Here is an 18,429-nt window from a genome sequence, read left to right on the forward strand (position 1 = left end):
GCTCGACAACGCTCTGGCGCAACCTCTCGGCAAGACGAAACCCAACAAGACGAAATCATGACCGCACACGAACAGCACACCGACGATCATTCCGACATCCGCGACGCCGTCGCAAAGCTCTGCGCGCAGTTTCCCGGCGAATACTGGCGCAAGCTCGACCGCCAGATGGCCTATCCGAAGGAGTTCGTCGATGCGCTGACGGAGGCCGGTTATCTCTCGGTGCTGATCCCCGAGGAATATGGCGGCGCGGGCCTCAAGCTGTCGGCCGCGGCGGCGATCCTGGAAGAGATCCAGCGCGCCGGCTGCAACGGCGGCGGCTGCCACGCCCAGATGTACACGATGGGCACCGTGCTGCGGCACGGCAACGACGCGCAAAAGGCAAAGTATCTGCCGAAGGTCGCGACCGGCGAGTTGCGGCTGCAGGCGTTCGGCGTCACCGAGCCGACCAGCGGCACCGATACCTCGTCGCTGAAGACCTTCGCGCGTCGCGAGGGCGACCACTACGTCGTCAACGGCCAGAAGATCTGGACCAGCCGCGCCGAATATTCCGACCTGATGGTGCTGCTGGCGCGGACCACGCCGAAGGAGCAATCCAAGAAGCGCACCGACGGGCTTTCGGTGTTCATCGTCGACATGCGTGAGGTGAAGGGCAAGGGGCTGGAGATCCGCCCGATCCGCACCATGATGAACCACGCCACCACCGAAGTGTTCTTTACCGACATGAAGGTGCCGGCGGAGAATCTGATCGGCGAGGAAGGCAAGGGTTTCCGCTACATCCTCTCCGGCATGAATGCCGAGCGCATCCTGATCGCGGCCGAATGCATCGGCGATGCCAAGTGGTTCATCGCCAAGGCCACCAACTACGCCAAGGAGCGCAGCGTGTTCGGCCGGCCGATCGGCCAGAACCAAGGCATCCAGTTTCCGATCGCGAAAGCCTATGCCTCGATGCGCGCGGCTGAACTGATGGTGAAGGAAGCCACCCGCAAATATGAAGCGGGGCTCGACTGCGGCGCCGAGGCCAACATGGCCAAGATGCTGGCAGCGGATGCGTCCTGGGAAGCGGCCAATGCCTGCGTGCAGACCCATGGCGGCTTCGGCTTCGCCGAGGAATACGACGTCGAGCGCAAGTTCCGCGAGACCCGGCTCTACCAGGTGGCGCCGATCTCGACCAATCTGATCCTGTCCTTCGTCGCCGAGCACGTGCTCGGCATGCCCCGCTCCTACTGAGTTCTCAGATCATGCTGCCGCTTGAGGGATTGACCGTCATCGCCGTCGAACAGGCGGTTGCCGCGCCGTTCTGCTCGTCACGCCTGGCCGATGCCGGCGCCCATGTCATCAAGATCGAGCGGCCCGAGGGCGATTTCGCTCGCGGCTACGACGCTGCGGCGAAGGGCCAGAGCAGCTATTTCGTCTGGCTCAACCGCGGCAAGGATTCTGCCGTGGTCGATCTCGCCACCAAGGAAGGCCGCGCGCAGCTCGAGGAGCTGATCGCGGGCGCCGACGTGCTGCTGCAGAACCTCAAGCCAGGCTCGATGGACAAGCTCGGCTTCTCGCGCGAGCGGCTGCGCAAGGCCTATCCGAAGCTGATCATGTGCACCATCACCGGCTATGGCGACACCGGTCCGTACGCCGACCGCAAGGCCTATGACCTGCTGATCCAGGCCGAGAGCGGCCTCGCCTCGATCACCGGCGGCCCCGAAGGCGCCTCGCGCGTCGGCATGTCGATCGTCGATGTCGCGACCGGCGCCACCGCGCATGCTGCCATTCTCGAAGCGCTGATCGGCCGAGGCCGCACCGGCCAGGGCGCCGATATCAGAATCTCGATGTTCGACGTGATGGCCGACTGGCTCACGGTGCCGCTGCTCAATGCCGAGGACGGCAAGTCGCCGAAGCGGATCGGCCTCGCCCATCCCTCGATCGCGCCATACGGCGTGTTCCGCTCGAAGGACGGCAAGGAGATCCTGATCTCGATCCAGAGCGAGCGCGAGTGGAAGACGCTGTGCGCCAAGGTGCTGGGCCAGCCCGGCCTGCCCGACGATCCGCGCTTTGCCAACATGGTCGAGCGCGTGCGCAACCGCGCGTTGACCGACCAGATCGTCAGCGACAGTTTTGGCAAGCTCACGCGCGAGGACTTGCTGGGCAAGCTTGCCGAGGCCGACATCGCCTTTGCCGAGGTCAACAGCATGGACGACCTCGCCAAGCACCCGCATCTGCGCCGCATCGAGGTCGACACGCCGAACGGCCGTGTCAGCTATCCGGCGCCGGCCGCGATCGTGGTCGGCGAGGACCGGCACTACGGCAAGGTGCCTGCGATCGGCGAGCGCATCAAACGATCCTGAGATCCCTCCTGCCCGGGCAACACCATCATGAGCGATAAACTCGACCTCGATCATCTCCGCCAGTGGATCGGCCGCAGCACAGAGGCCTCCGACGTCGTCACCAAATATCTTGTGATGGGGCTGCGCGCGACGCTGTTCCAGGAGATCGGCGAGCCGAAGGCCGGCGACGCCGCGCCGTGGACCACGCATTGGTGCCTGGCGCAGCCGGTGTTTCCGATGTCGCAGCTTGGCCCCGACGGCCACCCGACCCGCGGCGGCTTCCTGCCGCCGGTGCCGCTGCCGCGCCGGATGTGGGCCGGCGGCGAGCTCGAATTCTTCGATAGCTTGCGCATCGGCGACGACGCCAAGCGGACTTCGCGCATTGCCGACGTCACGGTGAAATCGGGCTCGACCGGCACGCTGTGCTTCGTCTCGGTCCATCACGAGGTGACGACCTCGCGCGGGCTTGCGGTCCGCGAGCGGCAGGACATCGTCTATCGCGAGATGACGAGCACACAAGCCGCAGCGCCAGCCAAGGCGCCGCCGCCTCCCCCGGCCGCGCAGCATCGCGAGAGCCACGTCTCCGATCCGGTGCTGCTGTTTCGTTATTCGGCGCTGACCTTCAACGGCCACCGCATCCACTACGACCGCGACTACGTCACCAAGGTCGAGGGCTATCCGGGCCTGATCTTCCACGGCCCGCTGCAGGCCTCCTTCATCGTCGAGCTCGCCGCGAAACTCCGTGGCGGCAGGCCGCCGAAGCAGCTCACCTATCGCGGCGTGCAGCCGCTGTTCGAGGGCAGCGAGTTCTCGATCAATGCCAACGACAAGGACGGCGGCATGGAGCTGTGGACCGCGAATGCCGAGGGCCAGCCAACCATGAAAGGCACCGCGACCTGGTAGGTCGCGAGCGCGACCCACATCAGAATGCGACGGGACAACGAGGCGCTTTCATCAGCGCCTTGTCTTCCGTATTGTGACCGCATTCATCCCAGGATCACGAGATCATGAGTCGCTTCTGGAGTTCGGTCGTCCACAATCTGTCGCCCTACGTGCCCGGCGAGCAGCCGAAGATCGACGGCCTCGTCAAGCTCAATACCAACGAGAATCCCTACCCGCCGTCGCCGCACGCGCTGGCGGCGATCGCCGCGACCACGGATCGCCTGCGGCTCTATCCCGATCCCCGTGCAACCGCCCTGCGCGGGGCGATCGCGAAGCGTTATGGGGTGACGGCGGACGAAGTGTTCGTCGGCAACGGCTCGGACGAGGTGCTGGCCCACGCCTTTCCGGCGCTTTTGAAGCACGACGCGCCGCTCCTGTTCCCCGACATCACTTATAGCTTCTACCCGGTCTATTGCCGCCTCTATGGTGTCGGCTACGAGGCGGTCCCGCTCGATGCCACGATGCGGATCAACCTTGCCGACTACCGGCGGCCCGGCAGCGCCATCCTGCTGTGCAATCCGAACGCACCGACCGGCATCGCACTGCCGCGCGCCGCGATCGAGGCACTGCTAGTCGAGCATCCCGACCGTCTGGTGGTGGTCGACGAGGCCTATGTCGATTTCGGCGCCGAGAGCGCCATGCCGCTGGTCGCGCGCCATGAGAATTTGCTGGTGATCCAGACGCTGTCCAAGTCGCGCGCGCTGGCGGGATTGCGGGTCGGCTTCGCGATTGGCCAGCGCCCGCTGATCGAGGCGCTGGAGCGCGTCAAGGACAGCTTCAACTCCTATCCGCTGGATTGCTTTGCGATCGCGGGCGCGGTCGCCTCGATCGAGGACGACGCTTGGTTTGAAGAGACCCGACAACGCATCATCGCCAGTCGCGAGGCGCTGGCCCGCGGCCTCACCGAGCTCGGCTTCGAGGTGCTGCCGTCGCATGCGAATTTCGTGTTCGCCCGACATCCCGCCCATCGCGGCGCCGATCTCGCCGCAAAACTGCGGGAGCGCGGCGTCCTGGTACGGCATTTCCAGAAGCCGCGGATCGAGGATTTCCTGCGCATCACGGTCGGCACGGACGATGAATGCGGCCGCCTGATCAGCCTGCTGCGTCAGATGGTCTGATCCCGCACCTGTGACGACGCCGGCTACAGGGTCGTCTACGTGGCCGGTGTGCACCGCGTCGCTGATATCTTGATGCCGAGCCCCGCGGACTCCTCGCGAAACTGCGCGATCGAACGCGCATTGCGATGCGCCTCAAACGCCGCGTCATCCTGGTAGACCTCGTAGATCAGGAGCTTCGCGGCGTCCTCGCGTGGCACCAGGATATCGAAGTGCAGCGTGCCCGGTTCATCCCTGAGCGAACGGGCGCCGTGCGCCGACAGCAGCGGCAGTACCTGATCCCGCTTCTCCGGCGCGACCTCGACGGTGGCGATGAGTGCGAGTTTCGGCATGATGAATACTCCTTTCGGTCCCTTTGACTGTTCAGGTCAGCCGCGCAGCGGCCGAAACGCGTCCCGAACCTCTCGGCTGAAGATGTCCGGCTGCTCCCATGCGGCGAAGTGACCGCCGGCTTCGGCCTGATGGAAGTAGATCAGCTTGTGGTAGGCCTTTTCCGCCCAGCTTCGCGGCGCCACAAAGCTCTCGCCGGGAAACGCGGTTACGGCGGCCGGGATCGTGACATTGGCGGGCAGATAGAGGTTGGTCTTGTTCTCCCAGTACAGGCGGCCCGACGAGATGGCCGTGTTGGTCAGCCAGTAGAGCGTGATGTTATCGAGCACGTCGTCGCGGGTCAGTGCGCCGGCGGAATGCCCGTTGACGGCGCGCCCGAGCACGGCCGATTGCATCGCGGAGGCCGGCTGGGCATAGCCGTCGCCGTGATCGAGCAGCCAGGCGGCGAGGCCGGCCGGCGAATCCGCAAAGGCCGCGAGCGACTGCGGGCGCGTGCCCATGATCTGCGCGTAGGCGCGCCGTTTCGCGAATTGAAGCTTGATCTGGTCGAAGGCGTGCTGCTCCTCCGCGGACATGTTGTCCGGCGCAGGGCCGCCGGTGCTGACCGCCTTGAAGACCTCGGGCGGAACAACGCCGGGCAGATTGACGTGGATGCCGAGCAACTCCGGCGCACCCAGCTTGGCCATTTCATTGGAGACCGGCGAACCCCAGTCGCCGCCCTGCGCCACGAACTTGCTGTAGCCGAGCCGCTTCATCAATTGAACCCAGGCCCGCGCAATGCGCTGGGGATCCCAACCGACCGTGGTCGGTTTGCCTGAGAAGCCGTAGCCCGGCATCGACGGGATCACGAGATGGAACGCATCCGACGCCCTGCCGCCGTGCGCGGTGGGATCGGTCAGGGGATCGATGATCTTCATCTGCTCGATCACCGAACCCGGCCAGCCATGCGTGACGATCAGGGGCAATGCATTGTCGTGCTTCGAGCGAACATGAATGAAATGGATGTCCAGCCCGTCGATTTCGGTGACGAACTGCGGCAGCGCGTTGAGCCGCGCCTCGACCTTCCGCCAGTCGTAGTCGGTCTGCCAGTAGCGGACGAGATCGCGCAGCATCGCCTGCGGAACGCCCTGGGAGTCGTCATTGACGGTCTCCTTGTCGGACCATCGGGTCGCGGCCAGACGGCGGCGAAGGTCGACAAGGTCTTCCTCCGGAATGTTGATGCGGAATGGCCGGATCGCATCGCTGCTGGCCGCGGCGGCGGGATGCGCGGGGAACAGGCCGGCAGCACCGGCAGCAGCCAGGCCCAGCGCCGCGCCTGTCAGCAGCCTGCGCCGGGTTTGGTCGATGGCCTCCTGGGTCGATTGGCCTATTGCGATTGCGGCTGGTGTCTTCGATATCGTGGTCATCTGACTGTCTCCTTGGAATGAGAGGCCGCCGGCAACGCAGCGATCACCTCCGTGGTTGTCAGGATGGAATGGGCATAGGTCGGGCCATTCAGCTCGTGAGCGGCGTGCATCATGTCGTGCGAGAAGGCGGCGGTGGCATCGCGCACCAGCGTCACGTGGTAGCCGAGCTCCATCGCGAAGCGGGCGGTCGACTCGATACAGGTGTTGGCCAGCAGCCCGACCACGATCACATGCGTGATGCCCTTCTGCTTGAGCAGGAAATCGAGATTGGTGTTGGCAAATCCGCTCTGCCCCCAATGCTCCCCGGCGATCAGATCGCCGGGCTTGGGCGCAAAGTCCGGATGCCAATCCCCGCCCCATTCGCCGCGCGCAAAGCTATGGCGCTGCATGATCAAGCGCTGGGTTGGATTGGGATGATCCCAATCCTCATAATCGCCCGGCTCCCAGCGGCGGTGCGGGACGATCACCACCTGGATGCCGGCGGCCCGGACCGCGCCGTCGAGCTGGCGCAGATTGTCGAGCAGCCCGACCTCGTCGGCGATCGGCTTGATGCGCGGAAAGACCATGCCGCCCTCGGAGAGGAAATCATTGTAGGGATCGACGAGAAGTAGCGCAGTTCGCTCGCGTGGATAGATGATCTGGGACATCGATCGCTCCTTGGCCATCAGGCGCCAGGTTGGATTTGCTTCAATGACGCGCTCCGTTCACTCGGGCAGCGGCTTGCCGGCCTGTTCGCGGACGATGTACTCGGCGTACCAATCGGGCCAGTTCGCATCGTGGCCACCGGTCCGCTTCTCGTGCTCGCCATGGGCTGCTGCCGCGCGGCGCAGCGCGGCAGCGAGATCGGCCGATGAGGAGAAATTCGTGCTGTTGCCGTCGACCCGCCCGGGCAGGCGTTGCGTCACCTGCTGCAGCAGCCAGACGTTTCCGTCGGGATCGTTGAACGTGGCGAGCGACCCGTAGCTCGGCCGTTCCGGGTCCGGCCCCTTGATGCGGCCTTTCGCGCCGCGGTGAAACACCTCACTGACATCGGCGCCGCGCGCGATCAGCTCGGCGCGTGCCGCTTCGATATCATTGACGATCAGGAAGCGCGGCAGCGCGGATCCCGAGCCGAGATGGATCGAGGTCGGCGAACCCGGCGGCGTCAGTTGCACGGCGCGCGAACCATCGGGCCTGACGAAGTCGGCATCAAGCCGCCAGCCCAGGTCCTGATAAAAACGCTTGGCGCGGTCGACATCCGAGACCGGAATGACGACGACTTCGAGCTTCAAATCGACTTTGGCCGCTGTCGGCCCCTGTTCGGTGGTCATGGCTCGCTCCTTGGTGATGACAGACCGGCCCATCAACGGCCCATTGCATTTGCGACGCTGCCGGGCCATATTGCTATGAAAATCATAGTAACAAGCCGGATGAAGAAAACGTGATGACCAAAATGAAGGACAACACGGCTGACCAAACGCTGTGCCCTGTCGCTCGCGCCGAAACCGTTGTGGGCGACCGCTGGACAGTACTTGTTCTGCGCGAACTGTTCGCGCGGAATCATCGCTTCGAGGAGATCCAGGCGCAGTCCGGCGGCACGCCGCAGATGATCACGGCACGGCTGAAAAAGCTGGAAGCGGACGGTCTGGTGACCCGGCGCGTCTACAACAAGCGCCCGTTGCGCCACGAGTATCACCTCACCGAGAAGGGCGAAGCGTTTTTTCCGGTGCTGATGGCGCTGCGCGCCTGGGGCGAGACCTGGTGCAAGTCACCGCGGGAAGGCCGCGCAATGAACTACACCCATCTCGTCTGCGGCAAGCCCGCCGGGCTCGGTCCGGTCTGCGAGTCCTGCGGCGAGCCGGTCCGCCGCGCCGATATGGTGGGCGAGCGGACGCCGAAATATCAAAGAGAGCGCGATGCGCGCTGGGAGGCCTTCAAGGCGACCCGCTGAATTCCCCGACGCCGCCGGCGCAAGCGGACGATGCGAGAGCATTCGCACCGTCGCAGCGTCTCGATCACACGGGGCCGATCCGGCCGAGCCCCGCATAGCACAGGAGACCACTATGCCATTCGTTCGTATCGACCTGAAGCGCGGCAAGTCCGCCGAGTATCGCAAGACGCTGGGCGAGATCGTCTACAAGGCGATGCGCGAGGTGATCAACGTGCCCGAGAACGACAAGTTTCAGGTCATTACCGAGCACGACCGCGGCGACCTCAACTACGCCGACAACTATCTCGGCAACAGCTACAGCGACGATCTCGTCTTGATCCAGATCACGCTGAATGCGGGGCGTACGGTCGAGATGAAGAAGGCGTTCTACAAGCGGATCGTTGATGATTTCCAGAGCCAGCTGCAGGGACGCCCGGACGATATCTTCATCAACCTGGTCGAGGTCGCCAAGGAAAACTGGTCGTTCGGCAACGGCATCGCACAGTACGCGAGCTGAACGCGGAACAGGCATGCGCCGGACAGGCAGCGGCATGTCCGGCGCCCTGCCGTCCGTGGCTTGCGATCGGCGTTGCCGACACGCATAGTGCGCCCCGTGCGCGAACAACAACAATTAGGGAGGCAACGATGAGGACGATCGCAGCCGTGCTGTGCGCGCTCGCGCTGATCGCAACCGGTGCGCAAGCGCAGACGCTCAAGGATTTCATGGCTGTTGTCATGAAGAAATGGACCGCGCCGTTCGAACCGTTCGAGCTGGTCGACAATATCTACTACGTCGGCACTGACGGGATCGCGGTCTACATCATCAAGACGTCGCAAGGGCTGATCCTGATGGATACGGCGATGCAGCAGTCGACCGGCATGATCAAGGACAACATCGCCAAGCTCGGCTTCAAGGAAGGCGACATCAAGATCATCCTCAACACCCACGCCCATCTCGACCACACCGGCGGCTTTGCCGAGATCAAACAGGAGACCGGCGCGCAGCTGATCGCCGGCGAGCGCGACAAGCCGCTGCTCGAGGGCGGCTATTATCCGGGCGACGAGAGCAACGCCGATCTTGCTTTTGCGCCGGTCAAGGTCGACCGCACCGTCAAGGAAGGCGACAAGGTGACGCTCGGCGACGTGACGCTGACCGCGCACACCACACCCGGCCATTCGCCCGGCTGCACCAGCTGGGAGATGACGGTGAAGGACGGCAATCAGCAGCGCAACGTGCTGTTCTTCTGCAGCGGAACGGTGGCGCTGAACCGGCTGGTCGGCCGCCCGACCTATCCCGGCATTGTCGACGACTACCGCTCGACCTTCGCCAAGGTCGAGGCGATGAAGGTCGACGTGCTGCTCGGGCCGCATCCTGAGGTCTACGACATGCAGGCCAAGCGCGCACAGATGAAGGACGGCGCGCCCAATCCGTTCGTCAAGCCGGGCGAAAACGCCACCTATGTGGCCGGGCTCGAGCAGGATTTCGACAAACAACTCGCCAAGCAGACCGCCGCACTGCAGAAGGCCAATTAGCAGCCACTGCGAAATGTCGTCCCGTCATCCCCGCGCAAATTTCAGCCGTTGCCGCGGCAACTATGGGTGCAGCGCGGCTTGACATCGCAAGGCAATCCATCGAGAGGTGGATTGCCTTTCCGCTTTTGCCGCCCGCAATGACGGAACGTAACAAGATAGAAATGGGAGCCGCCCGATGTCCTCGCGCAAACCGGCCGCCGGCAAAAGCAAGACCGTCACCGTCAAGGACGCCACCTTCGGCCTCCTGCGCGCGTGGGGCATCAAGAAGGTATTCGGCAATCCCGGCTCGACCGAGCTGCCGTTCCTGAGCGACTGGCCCGACGACATCGACTACGTGCTCGGCCTGCAGGAGGCCTCCGTCGTCGGCATGGCCGACGGCTATGCGCTGGCGACGCGCAATGCAGGCTTCGTCAACCTGCATTCGGCGGCCGGCGTCGGCAATGCGCTCGGTAACATCTACAACGCCTATCGTAACCAGACCCCGCTGGTGATCACCGCCGGACAGCAGGCGCGCTCGATCATGCCGCTGCAGGCATTCCTCTATGCCGAACGCGCCTCCGAATTCCCGCGGCCTTACGTGAAATTCGCGGTCGAACCGGCCCGCGCCGAGGACGTGCCGGCCGCGATCGCGCGCGCCTATTATGTCGCGATGCAGCCGCCTTGCGGGCCGACCTTCGTCTCGGTGCCGATCGACGACTGGGCGCATGCGACGCAGCCGCTCGACGCGCGCCAGGTCAGCCGCGAGGTCGGCCCTGATGCGGCCGCGATGCGGGCGCTGGCCGCCGCGCTCGGCGAGGCCAAGCGTCCTGCCCTCGTCGTCGGCCCCGCCGTCGATCGCGCCGAGGCTGTCGATCTCATGGTTAAGGTCGCAGAGAAAACGAAGGCCGCGGTCTGGGTCAGCCCGTTCTCGGCGCGCTGCTCATTCCCCGAGCGGCATCCGCAATTTGCCGGCTTCCTGCATGCCGCACCGGGCCAGCTCTCCGATGCGCTGCGCGATCACGATCTCGTCGTCGTGGTCGGCGCGCCGGTCTTCACTTTCCATGTCGAGGGCCATGCTGCGATCTTCGACGGCGCGACAACGATCTTCCAGATCACCGACGATCCCGATGCCGCCGCGATGACGCCCACCGGCCACAGCATCGTCGCGACCATGAAGCCGGCGCTGACGGCACTGCTGGAGATGCTGCCCGAGAGCGGGCGCACCGCTCCAGCGGGCCGCGTGCTGCCGCCGGTGCCCGCGACCGGCGACCCGATCCCCGCCGAATATGCGCTGCATGCACTCTCGGCCGCGATGGGACCCCACGATGCGCTGGTCGAGGAGGTGCCGTCGCATCGCCCGCTGATGCAGAAGGCGATGCCGATGCGCGGCCAGGACAGTTTCTACACCATGGCGAGCGGCGGCCTCGGCTACAGCCTGCCGGCCGCGGTCGGCATGGCACTCGGCCGCCACGAGGGGCGCACGGTCTGCCTGATCGGCGACGGCTCGGCGATGTATTCGATCCAGGCGCTGTGGACCGCCGCGCAACGCAAGCTGCCGCTGACGGTCGTCGTGATGAACAATTCCGGCTACGGCGCGATGCGCTCGTTCAGCCAGGTGATGCAGGTGCGCAACGTGCCGGGCCTCGACTTGCCCGGCATCGATTTCGTCAAGCTCGCGGAAGGCATGGGCTGCGATGCAGTGCGGGTGACGAAGTCGGCCGAGCTTCCGGGCGCCTACAAGCGCGCGCTGTCGCATCACGGCGCCAGCCTGATCGAGGTGATGGTCGATTCCGCGGTGCCGCTGCTCTACGCGCAGAAGAGCTGAGTGGCGAGAAGGCCGATCCGTAGGATGGGTAGAGCGCAGCGAAACCCATCATCCGCGCCGCGGATGCAAATTGATGGGTTTCGCTTCGCTCTACCCATCCTACAAGACTACGACGAGAGTACGTGTTGTTGCTCCAGCGCCCGCTCTAACGGCGCCGGCACCTCGCAGCCGGTTGCGCAGCAGCGGCCGGGCTGCTTCGACACCCGCTGTCCCTCGTCGACGAGACCGCGGCCGAGCAGATTCTCGACCAGTTCGGCCTTCTCCATGACAGGATAGTTGCGCCAGATCTCGCGCTTCATCGCCTCCGGCGAGCCGCCGCCATGCAACGAGATCACCGAGTACCAGCCGGCTTCGTGCGAGACCGTGAGATCCTCGATCAGCCGCGCCACCTCGGCGCGCTGCTCGGCCGGAATGTCCGGCCGTCCGCCCATCACGGCGGCGAGCGAGGCGCGCGTCTCCGGATTGTGGTCCTCGTCGGGCCCCGGCAGCGCGACGATCAACCCGCCGGAGACGTAATGTGCGACACGATGCATGTCGTAGATCTTGGTCGCCAGCAGCAGCTTCCCGATGTTGGAGAATACCGCATCCGGCATCACCGAGCCGGCCGGATCCCTGGTGCAGTAGACCGAGGAGGCGACGCCGCAGGCATAGAAGCTCTCGGTGATGGTGATCAGCTCGACCATCGCCTCGCGGATATGCGCATGCTTCTCGGCATCGAGGCCGTTGGCCTCGATCATCAGCGCGCCGGCGCCGATCAAAAGATCGCCGAAGCCGGCGCGCGCACCGATGCAGGAATGCCGGTGATGCGTGGCGTAGGACGTGGTGAGGAAACCGCCTTCCTCGGTCTCGCCGGCGAGGAAGACACGGTCATGCGGCACGAACACGTCGTCGAAGATCACGACGCCGACCGACTGGCCATACTTCGCCGAGAATTTCGCCGCTGCATCGCCAGGCCGGCCCGCGGGGCGCGCGACGATGGTGACGCCGGGCGCATCAACCGGCACCGCACAGCAGACCGCAAAATCCCTGTCATCGGGCACATGGGTGCGGCACGGCATCACAAGGAATTCGTGCATGTAGGGCGCGCCGGTCACGATCGCCTTGGTGCCGCGGATCACGATGCCGTCGGGGCGGCGCTCCTTGATGTGAACATAGACGTCCGGGTTGGCTTGCAGGCCCGGGCGCTTGGAGCGATCGCCCTTCGCATCGGTCATGGCGACGCCGAGCGTCAGATCCTGGTCCTGCACCTCGTGCAGATAGTTGAGGAAGCGCTGGCTGTAGTCGGTGCCGCGGCGATCGTCGGTCAGCTTGGTCGCCTGATAGAGGCCGTTGAGCGCATCATGGGTGAGATAGCGCTGGGCGCAGCCCGATGTCCTGCACACCAGACGCACCGCCTCGAGCTTGTAGAGCAGGTCCTGCGAGCTCTCATTGATGTGGAGCATGCGGTTGACGGTCTTGCCCGAAGTGCCCTGCCGCGCCGTCATGATCGGCGCATGCTCGGGCCGGTGCGCGAAATCGTAGGTCACGCCGACACCGGCGACGCCCGGCGCCAGCAACGGCTCGTCGGCGACGCTCGCCACCGCCGCGCCGTTGACGAACACCCGCGGCTTGTAGCGGCGCAGGGATTCCCGGTAGTCCGCGGCCGTCATCAGCATGACGCTTCTCCCTTGCTCATTTTTTTTAATGCTGTTAAATTATCTAACACCGTTAGAATTGAGTCAAGAACGGATTCGCCGATGCAGACGCGCGAGAGCAGGAAGGAAGCGGTCAGCCGTCACAAGCGGGAGCTGATCCTCGATGCGGCGCGCAGCGTGTTCGCCGAGGAAGGGCTCGAGGGCGCAAGCCTGCGGGCAATCGCGACGCGGGCCGGCTACACCCCGGCGGCGCTGTATTTCCACTTCGATTCAAAGGAAGCGATCTATGCCGAGGTGCTGCGGCAATCGCTGGCCTCGCTCGGCGAAGCCGTCAGCGCGGCGGTCGCGACGACGCGCGGCGCCAGACAGAGGCTGCACGCCGCCGGCATGGGCTTCTTCCGGTACTATGCGGACCATCCGCGCGACCTCGATCTCGGCTTCTATTTGTTCCGCGGCGGCATGAAGCCGGCCGGGCTCGGCCATGCGCGCGACCACGAGCTGAACGCCGCGCTGGAGGCCGCGCTGCATCCGATCGCCGAAGCCGCCGAGGCGCTCGGCGCGTCCAGGCAGAAGGCGAACACGGTGATGGTGGACTGCTTTGCGCACGCGACCGGCCTGCTGCTTTTGCTGCACACCGGCCGCATCAGGATGTTCGGCGCCTCTGCGCCCGATCTGATGGACGCCTATCTGCGCGACAGAATCGCGCAGCTCGGCAAGGGATGAGGCCGCCTCACGTGAGGATGGCATCGGCGGAAGGGTTCCCTCCCCCTTGTGGGGGTCCGAGGCGAGCGAAGCTCGTTCTCGAGGTTAGGGAGAGGGGTGCCACACGGGTGCTCTCGATTGTGTCTTAACGACACGCGAGCGAAGTTGCGATAGCGACGCTTCGATCAGCGATTTCGCCCGGGGCCACCCCTCACCCCACCCTCTCCCACAAGGGGAGAGGGAGCCCGACTAGCGTACTCGCCTCACATGAGCGACGCACATTCCCTAGCGGTCACTTCCCCTGCGCTTCCCGCATCTTGGCCTGGATCTTGGCCATGCCGCCGATCCAGCGGTCGTAGTTCTCGGTCTTCTTGCGCATGTAGCCGAGCACCTGCGGGTGCGGCAGGATCAGGAAAGTCTCCTGCTCGATGCCCTTGAGCGCATCCTGTGCGACCTGCTCCGCCGTGAGATCGCCGTCGCCGGATTGCGGGCCCTTCGGGATCGAACGCAGCATGTTGGTGTCGACGCCCTGTGGGCAGAGGATCGAGACCTTGATGTTGTCGGCGCGATGCGAGATCGCGAGGTTTTCCGCAAAGCCGACCGCGGCGTGCTTGGTGGTCGAATAGGCCGGGCTGCCGACCTGCGACAGCAGGCCCGCGGCAGAGATCGTGTTGAGGAAGTAGCCGCCGCCGCGCGCCTTCATGCGCGGCACCAGATGCCGGGCGGCGTAGACATGCGCCATCACATGGATCGCCCAGCTCCGAGACCACGGCTCGTCCGAGGTGCCGCCGGCATTTTTCGACAGCGGGTCGAAGCCGCCGCCGATGCCGGCGTTGGAGCAGAACAGCGCGATCGGGCCGAACATGCGCTCGGTCTCGTCGATCACGTGCAGGATGTTCTTCTCCTGTCCGACATCGCATTTGAACGCGGCGCCGCCGACCGAGGCCGCGACCTTCTCGGCCGCCGCATGATCGAGGTCGACCACCACGACCTTGGATGCACCCGCGGCGTGGAACGCCTCGCACAGCGCCTTGCCGATGCCATTGCCACCGCCGGTGACCACCACGACCTTACCTGCCACCTGCATGGCCATCCTCCCGATATCTTGATTTCAGGGCATGATCCGGACGCCGGTCTCATGCTCGAGCGAAGAGCAACCATGATAGCGCATCTTTCGCCGATGCATGATCTTTTCGAGAGCCGGCCCGGCCTGGTGCCGGCGGACCGCTCAGCTCGCCAGCACGACGTCGAACACCGCCGTATAGTGGCAGGCGGCCCCGAGCAGCACGAAGCCGTGCCAGATCGCGTTCTGGAAGCGCAGCCGCCGCCAGGAGTGGAAGATCACCCCGAAGCTGTAGAGGATGCCGCCCGCCAGCACGAAGCCGAGCGCCTTCGCCGGCAATGCCTTGACCACGGCGTCGTAGAGCATGATACCGCTCCAGCCCATCGCGAGGTAAAGCCCGACCGCGAGCCGGTCGAAGCGGCCGGGGTAGCGCAGCTTCAGCCAGATCCCGACGATCGCCACGCACCACACGCCGATCAGCAGCGCGATCGCAAAGGTGCTGTCCTTCAGTTCCACGATGAACGGCGTGTAGGTCGCGGCGATCAGCAGATAGATCGCGGAGTGATCGAAGCGCCGCAGCACCCATTTGGCGCGCGACACCGGCCAGAGATTATAGGTCGCCGACAGCGTCAGCATTGCGAGCAGGCCCGCGACATAGACCGAGACCACCGCAATATCGAACGGGCCGGCATAGACCGCGGTCAGCACAATCAGCGCGGTGGCGGCAACCAGCCCGAAACAGACGCCGACGAGATGGACGACGCCGTCGGCGATCAGCTCGGCGCGGTCGTAGTTCCACAGCGCAGCGCCGGCCGCGTGGACCGAGGACGAGGCAAGTTGCTTCAGGCGAAAGACCGTCATGCAGGGCTTTCCTGTGGGCCGATGAACCATGGGTAACGCGGGTGGCGTGACGCGTTCAATTCCCTCACTATCCCCTCGCCTGCAAAGGCGCCGGAAATGTGAAGCTTGATTTTGGCCCGATAATCGCCACCTTGCGGGTAATCGCCAGCCCCTATTGGCTCCTCCTGCCGGGTCTTTTCGTTAACCCTCCATGCCCCCCCGTCTCTCTGATATCGTCGAGGAAGCGCGTCTCTCGGCGCGGGCGCTGCTCGACTATAGCGAGGGCTTTTTCAAGCCGACGGTGCGGCTCGGCGTCACCGGCCTGTCGCGCGCCGGCAAGACCGTGTTCATCACCGCGCTGGTGCACGGCCTGACCCGTGGCGGCCGCTTCCCGGTGTTCGAGGCCTATGCTTCGGGACGGATCGCGCGCGCCTATCTCGCCCCGCAGCCCGACGATGCGGTGCCGCGCTTCGCCTACGAGAACCATGTCCGCACCCTGATCGAGGAGCGGAGCTGGCCGAGCTCGACCACCGACATCTCCGAGCTTCGCCTCGTGATCGAGTATCAGCGGCAAAATGGCGCGGACCGCACGCTGACCCTCGACATCGTCGATTATCCCGGCGAGTGGCTGCTCGACCTGCCGCTGCTGAACAAGAGCTACGAGCAATGGTCTGCGGAAAGCCTTGCGCTGTCGCGCGAGCCGCTGCGCGCAAAACTCGCGTCGCCATGGCACGCGCATCTGGCGACGCTGAAGCCCGAGGCCAGAGAGGACGAGCAGGCCGCACGCACCGAAGCAAGGTTGTTCACCGATTATCTGCGCACCTGCCGCGACGAGCGCTTCGCGATGAGCCTGCTGCCGCCTGGGCGCTTCCTGATGCCCGGCAATCTCGCCGATACGCCGGCGCTGACCTTTGCGCCGCTCGACGTGCCGGTGGACGGCAGCGCGCCCGACGGCTCGCTGTGGGCGATGATGCGGCGGCGTTACGAGGCCTACAAGGACGTCGTGGTGCGGCCGTTCTTCCGCGATCATTTCGCGCGGCTCGACCGCCAGATCGTGCTGGCCGACGCGCTCGCCGCATTCAATGCCGGCCCCGAAGCGCTGCACGATCTCGAGGCGGCGCTGGCCGGCATCCTCGACTGCTTCCGGATCGGCCGCAGCACGGTCCTGAGCGCGCTGTTCCGGCCGCGCATCGACCGCATCCTGTTCGCGGCGACCAAGGCCGACCATCTGCATCACCAGAGCCACGACCGGCTGGAAGCCGTGCTGCGGCGGATCGTGGCCAGGGCCACCGAGCGCGCCGAATATGCCGGCGCTGCCATCGACGTGGTGGCGCTTGCCGCGGTGCGCGCCACGCGCGAGGCGCAGGTCGCACGCGGTCGCGACCGGCTGCCCTCGATCCTTGGCACGCCGGCGCAGGGCGAGGCCGCCAATGGGGGGACACTGGACGGCGAAACTGAAGTTGCGACCTTTCCAGGCGACCTGCCCGACAATCCGGAGGACCTGTTCACCGGCGGATTCCGCGGCCTCTCGAGTGCCGGCGCCGAGGCCGCCGACTATCGTTTCCTGCGCTTCCGGCCGCCGAAGCTGGAACGAAACGGCGACGCGGAGCCGGCGCTGCCTCACATCCGCCTTGACCGCGCTCTCCAGTTCCTGATCGGAGACAAACTGCAATGAACGAGAAGACGCCCCCGCGGCGGCCGGCGACGTTCAAGCTCAACGATCCCGGCGTGGTCGTGATGGATCCGGACGACAGCGGCCGCCTCACCCGCGGCACGATCCAGATCGTGCCGGAGGCCGAGCCCGCGCAGCTTCCGGTGCCGGTCGATACGCCGCTGCTGCCGGCACGCCGCGGCTTCCGCTGGGGCACGCTGTTCTGGGGCGCGGTCGCAGGCCTCGTGGTGCTCGGCACCGGGCTTGGCATCCTCAACCTGGTCGAGGATCTGTTCGCGCGCAACGAAGGTCTCGGCGTCCTCGGGCTCGGGCTCGCCGTTATCGCCACGGTGGCGCTGGCCGTCGTGACCACGCGCGAGCTGGTCGGCCTGGCGCGACTGGCGACCATCGAGAAGCTGCATCTGCGTGCCGCCGAGGTCTTGATCAGCGACGACCGCACCGCAAGCCGCGCGATCGTTGCCGACCTGCTCAAGCTCGCGCACCAGACCCCGCAGCTCGCCCGCGCCCGCAGCGCGCTGCAGAGCCACACCGACGACATCATCGACGGCGCCGACATGATCCGCCTCGCCGAGCGTGAATTGATGACACCGCTCGACGAGGAGGCGCGGCGGCTGGTGTCGTCAGCCGCGCAGCGCGTCTCCGTCGTCACCGCGGTCAGCCCGCGCGCGATGATCGACGTGCTGTTCGTGTTCGTGGCGAGCTTGCGGATGATCCGCCAGCTGGCGCGGCTCTATGGCGGCCGGCCCGGCGCACTCGGCATGATCCGCCTGCTGCGCCACGTCATCGCACATCTGGCGATCACCGGCGGCATGGCGGCGAGCGACAGCCTGATCCAGCAGATGCTCGGCCACGGCATCGCGGCAAAACTGTCACAACGCCTCGGCGAAGGCATGCTCAACGGCCTGTTGACCGCCCGCCTCGGCCTCGCCGCGATCGACGTCACCCGCCCGCTTCCGTTCAACGCGCTGCCGCGCCCCGCGCTGACCGATCTGGCGAAGGACCTGATCCGCAAGCGCGAGGAAGAGGAATAGCCAGCAGGCTTTTCCGAGCAGGACTTGCGGGAGAGAATGCTGTGGCACGGCGCCTACCCCGATTAGGGCGACGCAGTGTCGCTCAACTACCGGATTGATGTACCGACCAGGATGATCAGCAGCGCGCTGA

At 65.6% G+C, this 18,429-nt stretch carries 18 protein-coding genes; 11 read left to right on the top strand and 7 right to left on the bottom strand.

The features are described 5' to 3' along the window. Positions 1 to 57 precede the first annotated feature (57 nt). From Q0030_RS11730 to hisC, 4 genes are all read left to right on the top strand, one after another. Positions 58 to 1,227 carry an acyl-CoA dehydrogenase family protein gene (locus Q0030_RS11730; RefSeq protein ID WP_021079771.1) on the top strand — a complete coding sequence of 390 codons (1,170 nt, stop codon included), beginning with the start codon at positions 58 to 60 and terminating at the stop codon, positions 1,225 to 1,227. 11 nt (positions 1,228 to 1,238) lie between these two features. Continuing rightward, the gene (locus tag Q0030_RS11735; protein ID WP_298366741.1) at positions 1,239 to 2,339 is read left to right on the top strand and encodes a CaiB/BaiF CoA-transferase family protein; all 1,101 of its coding nucleotides are present in this window, start codon (positions 1,239 to 1,241) and stop codon (positions 2,337 to 2,339) included. A 27-nt stretch (positions 2,340 to 2,366) separates the two neighbouring features. Beyond that, entirely contained in the window at positions 2,367 to 3,221 is an 855-nt protein-coding gene (locus Q0030_RS11740; protein ID WP_298366743.1) for a MaoC family dehydratase N-terminal domain-containing protein, read from the top strand. A 104-nt stretch (positions 3,222 to 3,325) separates the two neighbouring features. After that, on the top strand, positions 3,326 to 4,378 hold the full coding sequence (gene hisC, locus Q0030_RS11745; RefSeq protein WP_298366746.1) for a histidinol-phosphate transaminase: 1,053 nt from the start codon (positions 3,326 to 3,328) through the stop codon (positions 4,376 to 4,378). 35 nt (positions 4,379 to 4,413) lie between these two features. Here hisC and Q0030_RS11750 read toward each other — a convergent pair whose 3' ends face one another. From Q0030_RS11750 to Q0030_RS11765, 4 genes are read right to left on the bottom strand one after another with little or no spacing between them, the layout of a single operon-like run. Continuing rightward, on the bottom strand, positions 4,414 to 4,707 hold the full coding sequence (locus Q0030_RS11750; protein WP_298366748.1) for an antibiotic biosynthesis monooxygenase family protein: 294 nt from the start codon (positions 4,705 to 4,707) through the stop codon (positions 4,414 to 4,416). Between the two features lie 36 nt (positions 4,708 to 4,743). Then, positions 4,744 to 6,111, bottom strand: a complete 1,368-nt coding sequence (locus Q0030_RS11755; RefSeq protein WP_298366750.1) for an epoxide hydrolase — start codon at positions 6,109 to 6,111, stop codon at positions 4,744 to 4,746. After that, complete coding sequence (locus tag Q0030_RS11760) at positions 6,108 to 6,758, bottom strand: isochorismatase family cysteine hydrolase (RefSeq protein ID WP_298366752.1); 651 nt, start codon at positions 6,756 to 6,758, stop codon at positions 6,108 to 6,110. Before Q0030_RS11760 ends, Q0030_RS11755 begins: the two co-directional genes overlap by 4 nt. A gap of 57 nt (positions 6,759 to 6,815) precedes the next feature. Continuing rightward, entirely contained in the window at positions 6,816 to 7,421 is a 606-nt protein-coding gene (locus Q0030_RS11765; protein WP_298366754.1) for a VOC family protein, read from the bottom strand. Positions 7,422 to 7,543: 122 nt separating this feature from the next. Between Q0030_RS11765 and Q0030_RS11770 the strand changes: the two genes are divergently transcribed. From Q0030_RS11770 to mdlC, 4 genes are all read left to right on the top strand, one after another. After that, a complete protein-coding gene (locus Q0030_RS11770; protein WP_298367306.1) occupies positions 7,544 to 8,041 on the top strand; it encodes a helix-turn-helix domain-containing protein in 498 nt (165 codons plus the stop codon). 112 nt (positions 8,042 to 8,153) lie between these two features. Continuing rightward, positions 8,154 to 8,537 carry a tautomerase family protein gene (locus Q0030_RS11775; protein ID WP_298366757.1) on the top strand — a complete coding sequence of 128 codons (384 nt, stop codon included), beginning with the start codon at positions 8,154 to 8,156 and terminating at the stop codon, positions 8,535 to 8,537. A gap of 128 nt (positions 8,538 to 8,665) precedes the next feature. Further along, positions 8,666 to 9,553: a BJP family subclass B3 metallo-beta-lactamase gene (blaBJP, locus tag Q0030_RS11780; protein ID WP_298366759.1), complete on the top strand. Its 888-nt coding sequence runs from the start codon at positions 8,666 to 8,668 to the stop codon at positions 9,551 to 9,553. 175 nt (positions 9,554 to 9,728) lie between these two features. After that, the gene (gene mdlC, locus Q0030_RS11785) at positions 9,729 to 11,357 is read left to right on the top strand and encodes a benzoylformate decarboxylase (RefSeq protein WP_298366761.1); all 1,629 of its coding nucleotides are present in this window, start codon (positions 9,729 to 9,731) and stop codon (positions 11,355 to 11,357) included. Between the two features lie 107 nt (positions 11,358 to 11,464). On the opposite strand, the gene Q0030_RS11790 is transcribed toward mdlC, so the two are convergent. After that, positions 11,465 to 13,012 carry a 4-hydroxyphenylacetate 3-hydroxylase N-terminal domain-containing protein gene (locus tag Q0030_RS11790; protein ID WP_298366764.1) on the bottom strand — a complete coding sequence of 516 codons (1,548 nt, stop codon included), beginning with the start codon at positions 13,010 to 13,012 and terminating at the stop codon, positions 11,465 to 11,467. An 81-nt stretch (positions 13,013 to 13,093) separates the two neighbouring features. On the opposite strand from Q0030_RS11790, the gene Q0030_RS11795 reads away from it, so the two are divergent. Beyond that, a complete protein-coding gene (locus tag Q0030_RS11795) occupies positions 13,094 to 13,714 on the top strand; it encodes a TetR/AcrR family transcriptional regulator (protein ID WP_298366768.1) in 621 nt (206 codons plus the stop codon). Between the two features lie 271 nt (positions 13,715 to 13,985). Here Q0030_RS11795 and Q0030_RS11800 read toward each other — a convergent pair whose 3' ends face one another. Continuing rightward, positions 13,986 to 14,780 (bottom strand): SDR family oxidoreductase, encoded by a 795-nt coding sequence (locus Q0030_RS11800; protein ID WP_298366770.1) that lies wholly within the window; start codon positions 14,778 to 14,780, stop codon positions 13,986 to 13,988. A 141-nt stretch (positions 14,781 to 14,921) separates the two neighbouring features. After that, complete coding sequence (locus tag Q0030_RS11805; protein WP_298366772.1) at positions 14,922 to 15,617, bottom strand: hemolysin III family protein; 696 nt, start codon at positions 15,615 to 15,617, stop codon at positions 14,922 to 14,924. Positions 15,618 to 15,807: 190 nt separating this feature from the next. On the opposite strand from Q0030_RS11805, the gene Q0030_RS11810 reads away from it, so the two are divergent. Together Q0030_RS11810 and Q0030_RS11815 are read left to right on the top strand one after the other, a co-directional pair. After that, positions 15,808 to 17,271, top strand: coding sequence for a YcjX family protein (locus tag Q0030_RS11810; RefSeq protein WP_298366774.1), 1,464 nt, complete (start codon positions 15,808 to 15,810; stop codon positions 17,269 to 17,271). Further along, positions 17,268 to 18,299 carry a TIGR01620 family protein gene (locus Q0030_RS11815; protein ID WP_298366776.1) on the top strand — a complete coding sequence of 344 codons (1,032 nt, stop codon included), beginning with the start codon at positions 17,268 to 17,270 and terminating at the stop codon, positions 18,297 to 18,299. The genes Q0030_RS11810 and Q0030_RS11815 overlap by 4 nt, the downstream gene beginning before the upstream one ends. Positions 18,300 to 18,429 lie beyond the last annotated feature (130 nt).

The sequence above is a fragment of the uncultured Bradyrhizobium sp. genome (genome assembly GCF_947648125.1).
GTDB lineage: Bacteria > Pseudomonadota > Alphaproteobacteria > Rhizobiales > Xanthobacteraceae > Bradyrhizobium.

Bases quoted from the DNA above. Each gene is read 5' to 3' on its own strand.
- Q0030_RS11730 (WP_021079771.1), top strand. From the start codon at position 58: ATGACCGCACACGAACAGCACACCGACGATCATTCCGACATCCGCGAC.
- Q0030_RS11735 (WP_298366741.1), top strand. From the start codon at position 1,239: ATGCTGCCGCTTGAGGGATTGACCGTCATCGCCGTCGAACAGGCGGTT.
- Q0030_RS11740 (WP_298366743.1), top strand. From the start codon at position 2,367: ATGAGCGATAAACTCGACCTCGATCATCTCCGCCAGTGGATCGGCCGC.
- hisC (WP_298366746.1), top strand. From the start codon at position 3,326: ATGAGTCGCTTCTGGAGTTCGGTCGTCCACAATCTGTCGCCCTACGTG.
- Q0030_RS11750 (WP_298366748.1), bottom strand. From the start codon at position 4,707: ATGCCGAAACTCGCACTCATCGCCACCGTCGAGGTCGCGCCGGAGAAG.
- Q0030_RS11755 (WP_298366750.1), bottom strand. From the start codon at position 6,111: ATGACCACGATATCGAAGACACCAGCCGCAATCGCAATAGGCCAATCG.
- Q0030_RS11760 (WP_298366752.1), bottom strand. From the start codon at position 6,758: ATGTCCCAGATCATCTATCCACGCGAGCGAACTGCGCTACTTCTCGTC.
- Q0030_RS11765 (WP_298366754.1), bottom strand. From the start codon at position 7,421: ATGACCACCGAACAGGGGCCGACAGCGGCCAAAGTCGATTTGAAGCTC.
- Q0030_RS11770 (WP_298367306.1), top strand. From the start codon at position 7,544: ATGAAGGACAACACGGCTGACCAAACGCTGTGCCCTGTCGCTCGCGCC.
- Q0030_RS11775 (WP_298366757.1), top strand. From the start codon at position 8,154: ATGCCATTCGTTCGTATCGACCTGAAGCGCGGCAAGTCCGCCGAGTAT.
- blaBJP (WP_298366759.1), top strand. From the start codon at position 8,666: ATGAGGACGATCGCAGCCGTGCTGTGCGCGCTCGCGCTGATCGCAACC.
- mdlC (WP_298366761.1), top strand. From the start codon at position 9,729: ATGTCCTCGCGCAAACCGGCCGCCGGCAAAAGCAAGACCGTCACCGTC.
- Q0030_RS11790 (WP_298366764.1), bottom strand. From the start codon at position 13,012: ATGCTGATGACGGCCGCGGACTACCGGGAATCCCTGCGCCGCTACAAG.
- Q0030_RS11795 (WP_298366768.1), top strand. From the start codon at position 13,094: ATGCAGACGCGCGAGAGCAGGAAGGAAGCGGTCAGCCGTCACAAGCGG.
- Q0030_RS11800 (WP_298366770.1), bottom strand. From the start codon at position 14,780: ATGCAGGTGGCAGGTAAGGTCGTGGTGGTCACCGGCGGTGGCAATGGC.
- Q0030_RS11805 (WP_298366772.1), bottom strand. From the start codon at position 15,617: ATGACGGTCTTTCGCCTGAAGCAACTTGCCTCGTCCTCGGTCCACGCG.
- Q0030_RS11810 (WP_298366774.1), top strand. From the start codon at position 15,808: ATGCCCCCCCGTCTCTCTGATATCGTCGAGGAAGCGCGTCTCTCGGCG.
- Q0030_RS11815 (WP_298366776.1), top strand. From the start codon at position 17,268: ATGAACGAGAAGACGCCCCCGCGGCGGCCGGCGACGTTCAAGCTCAAC.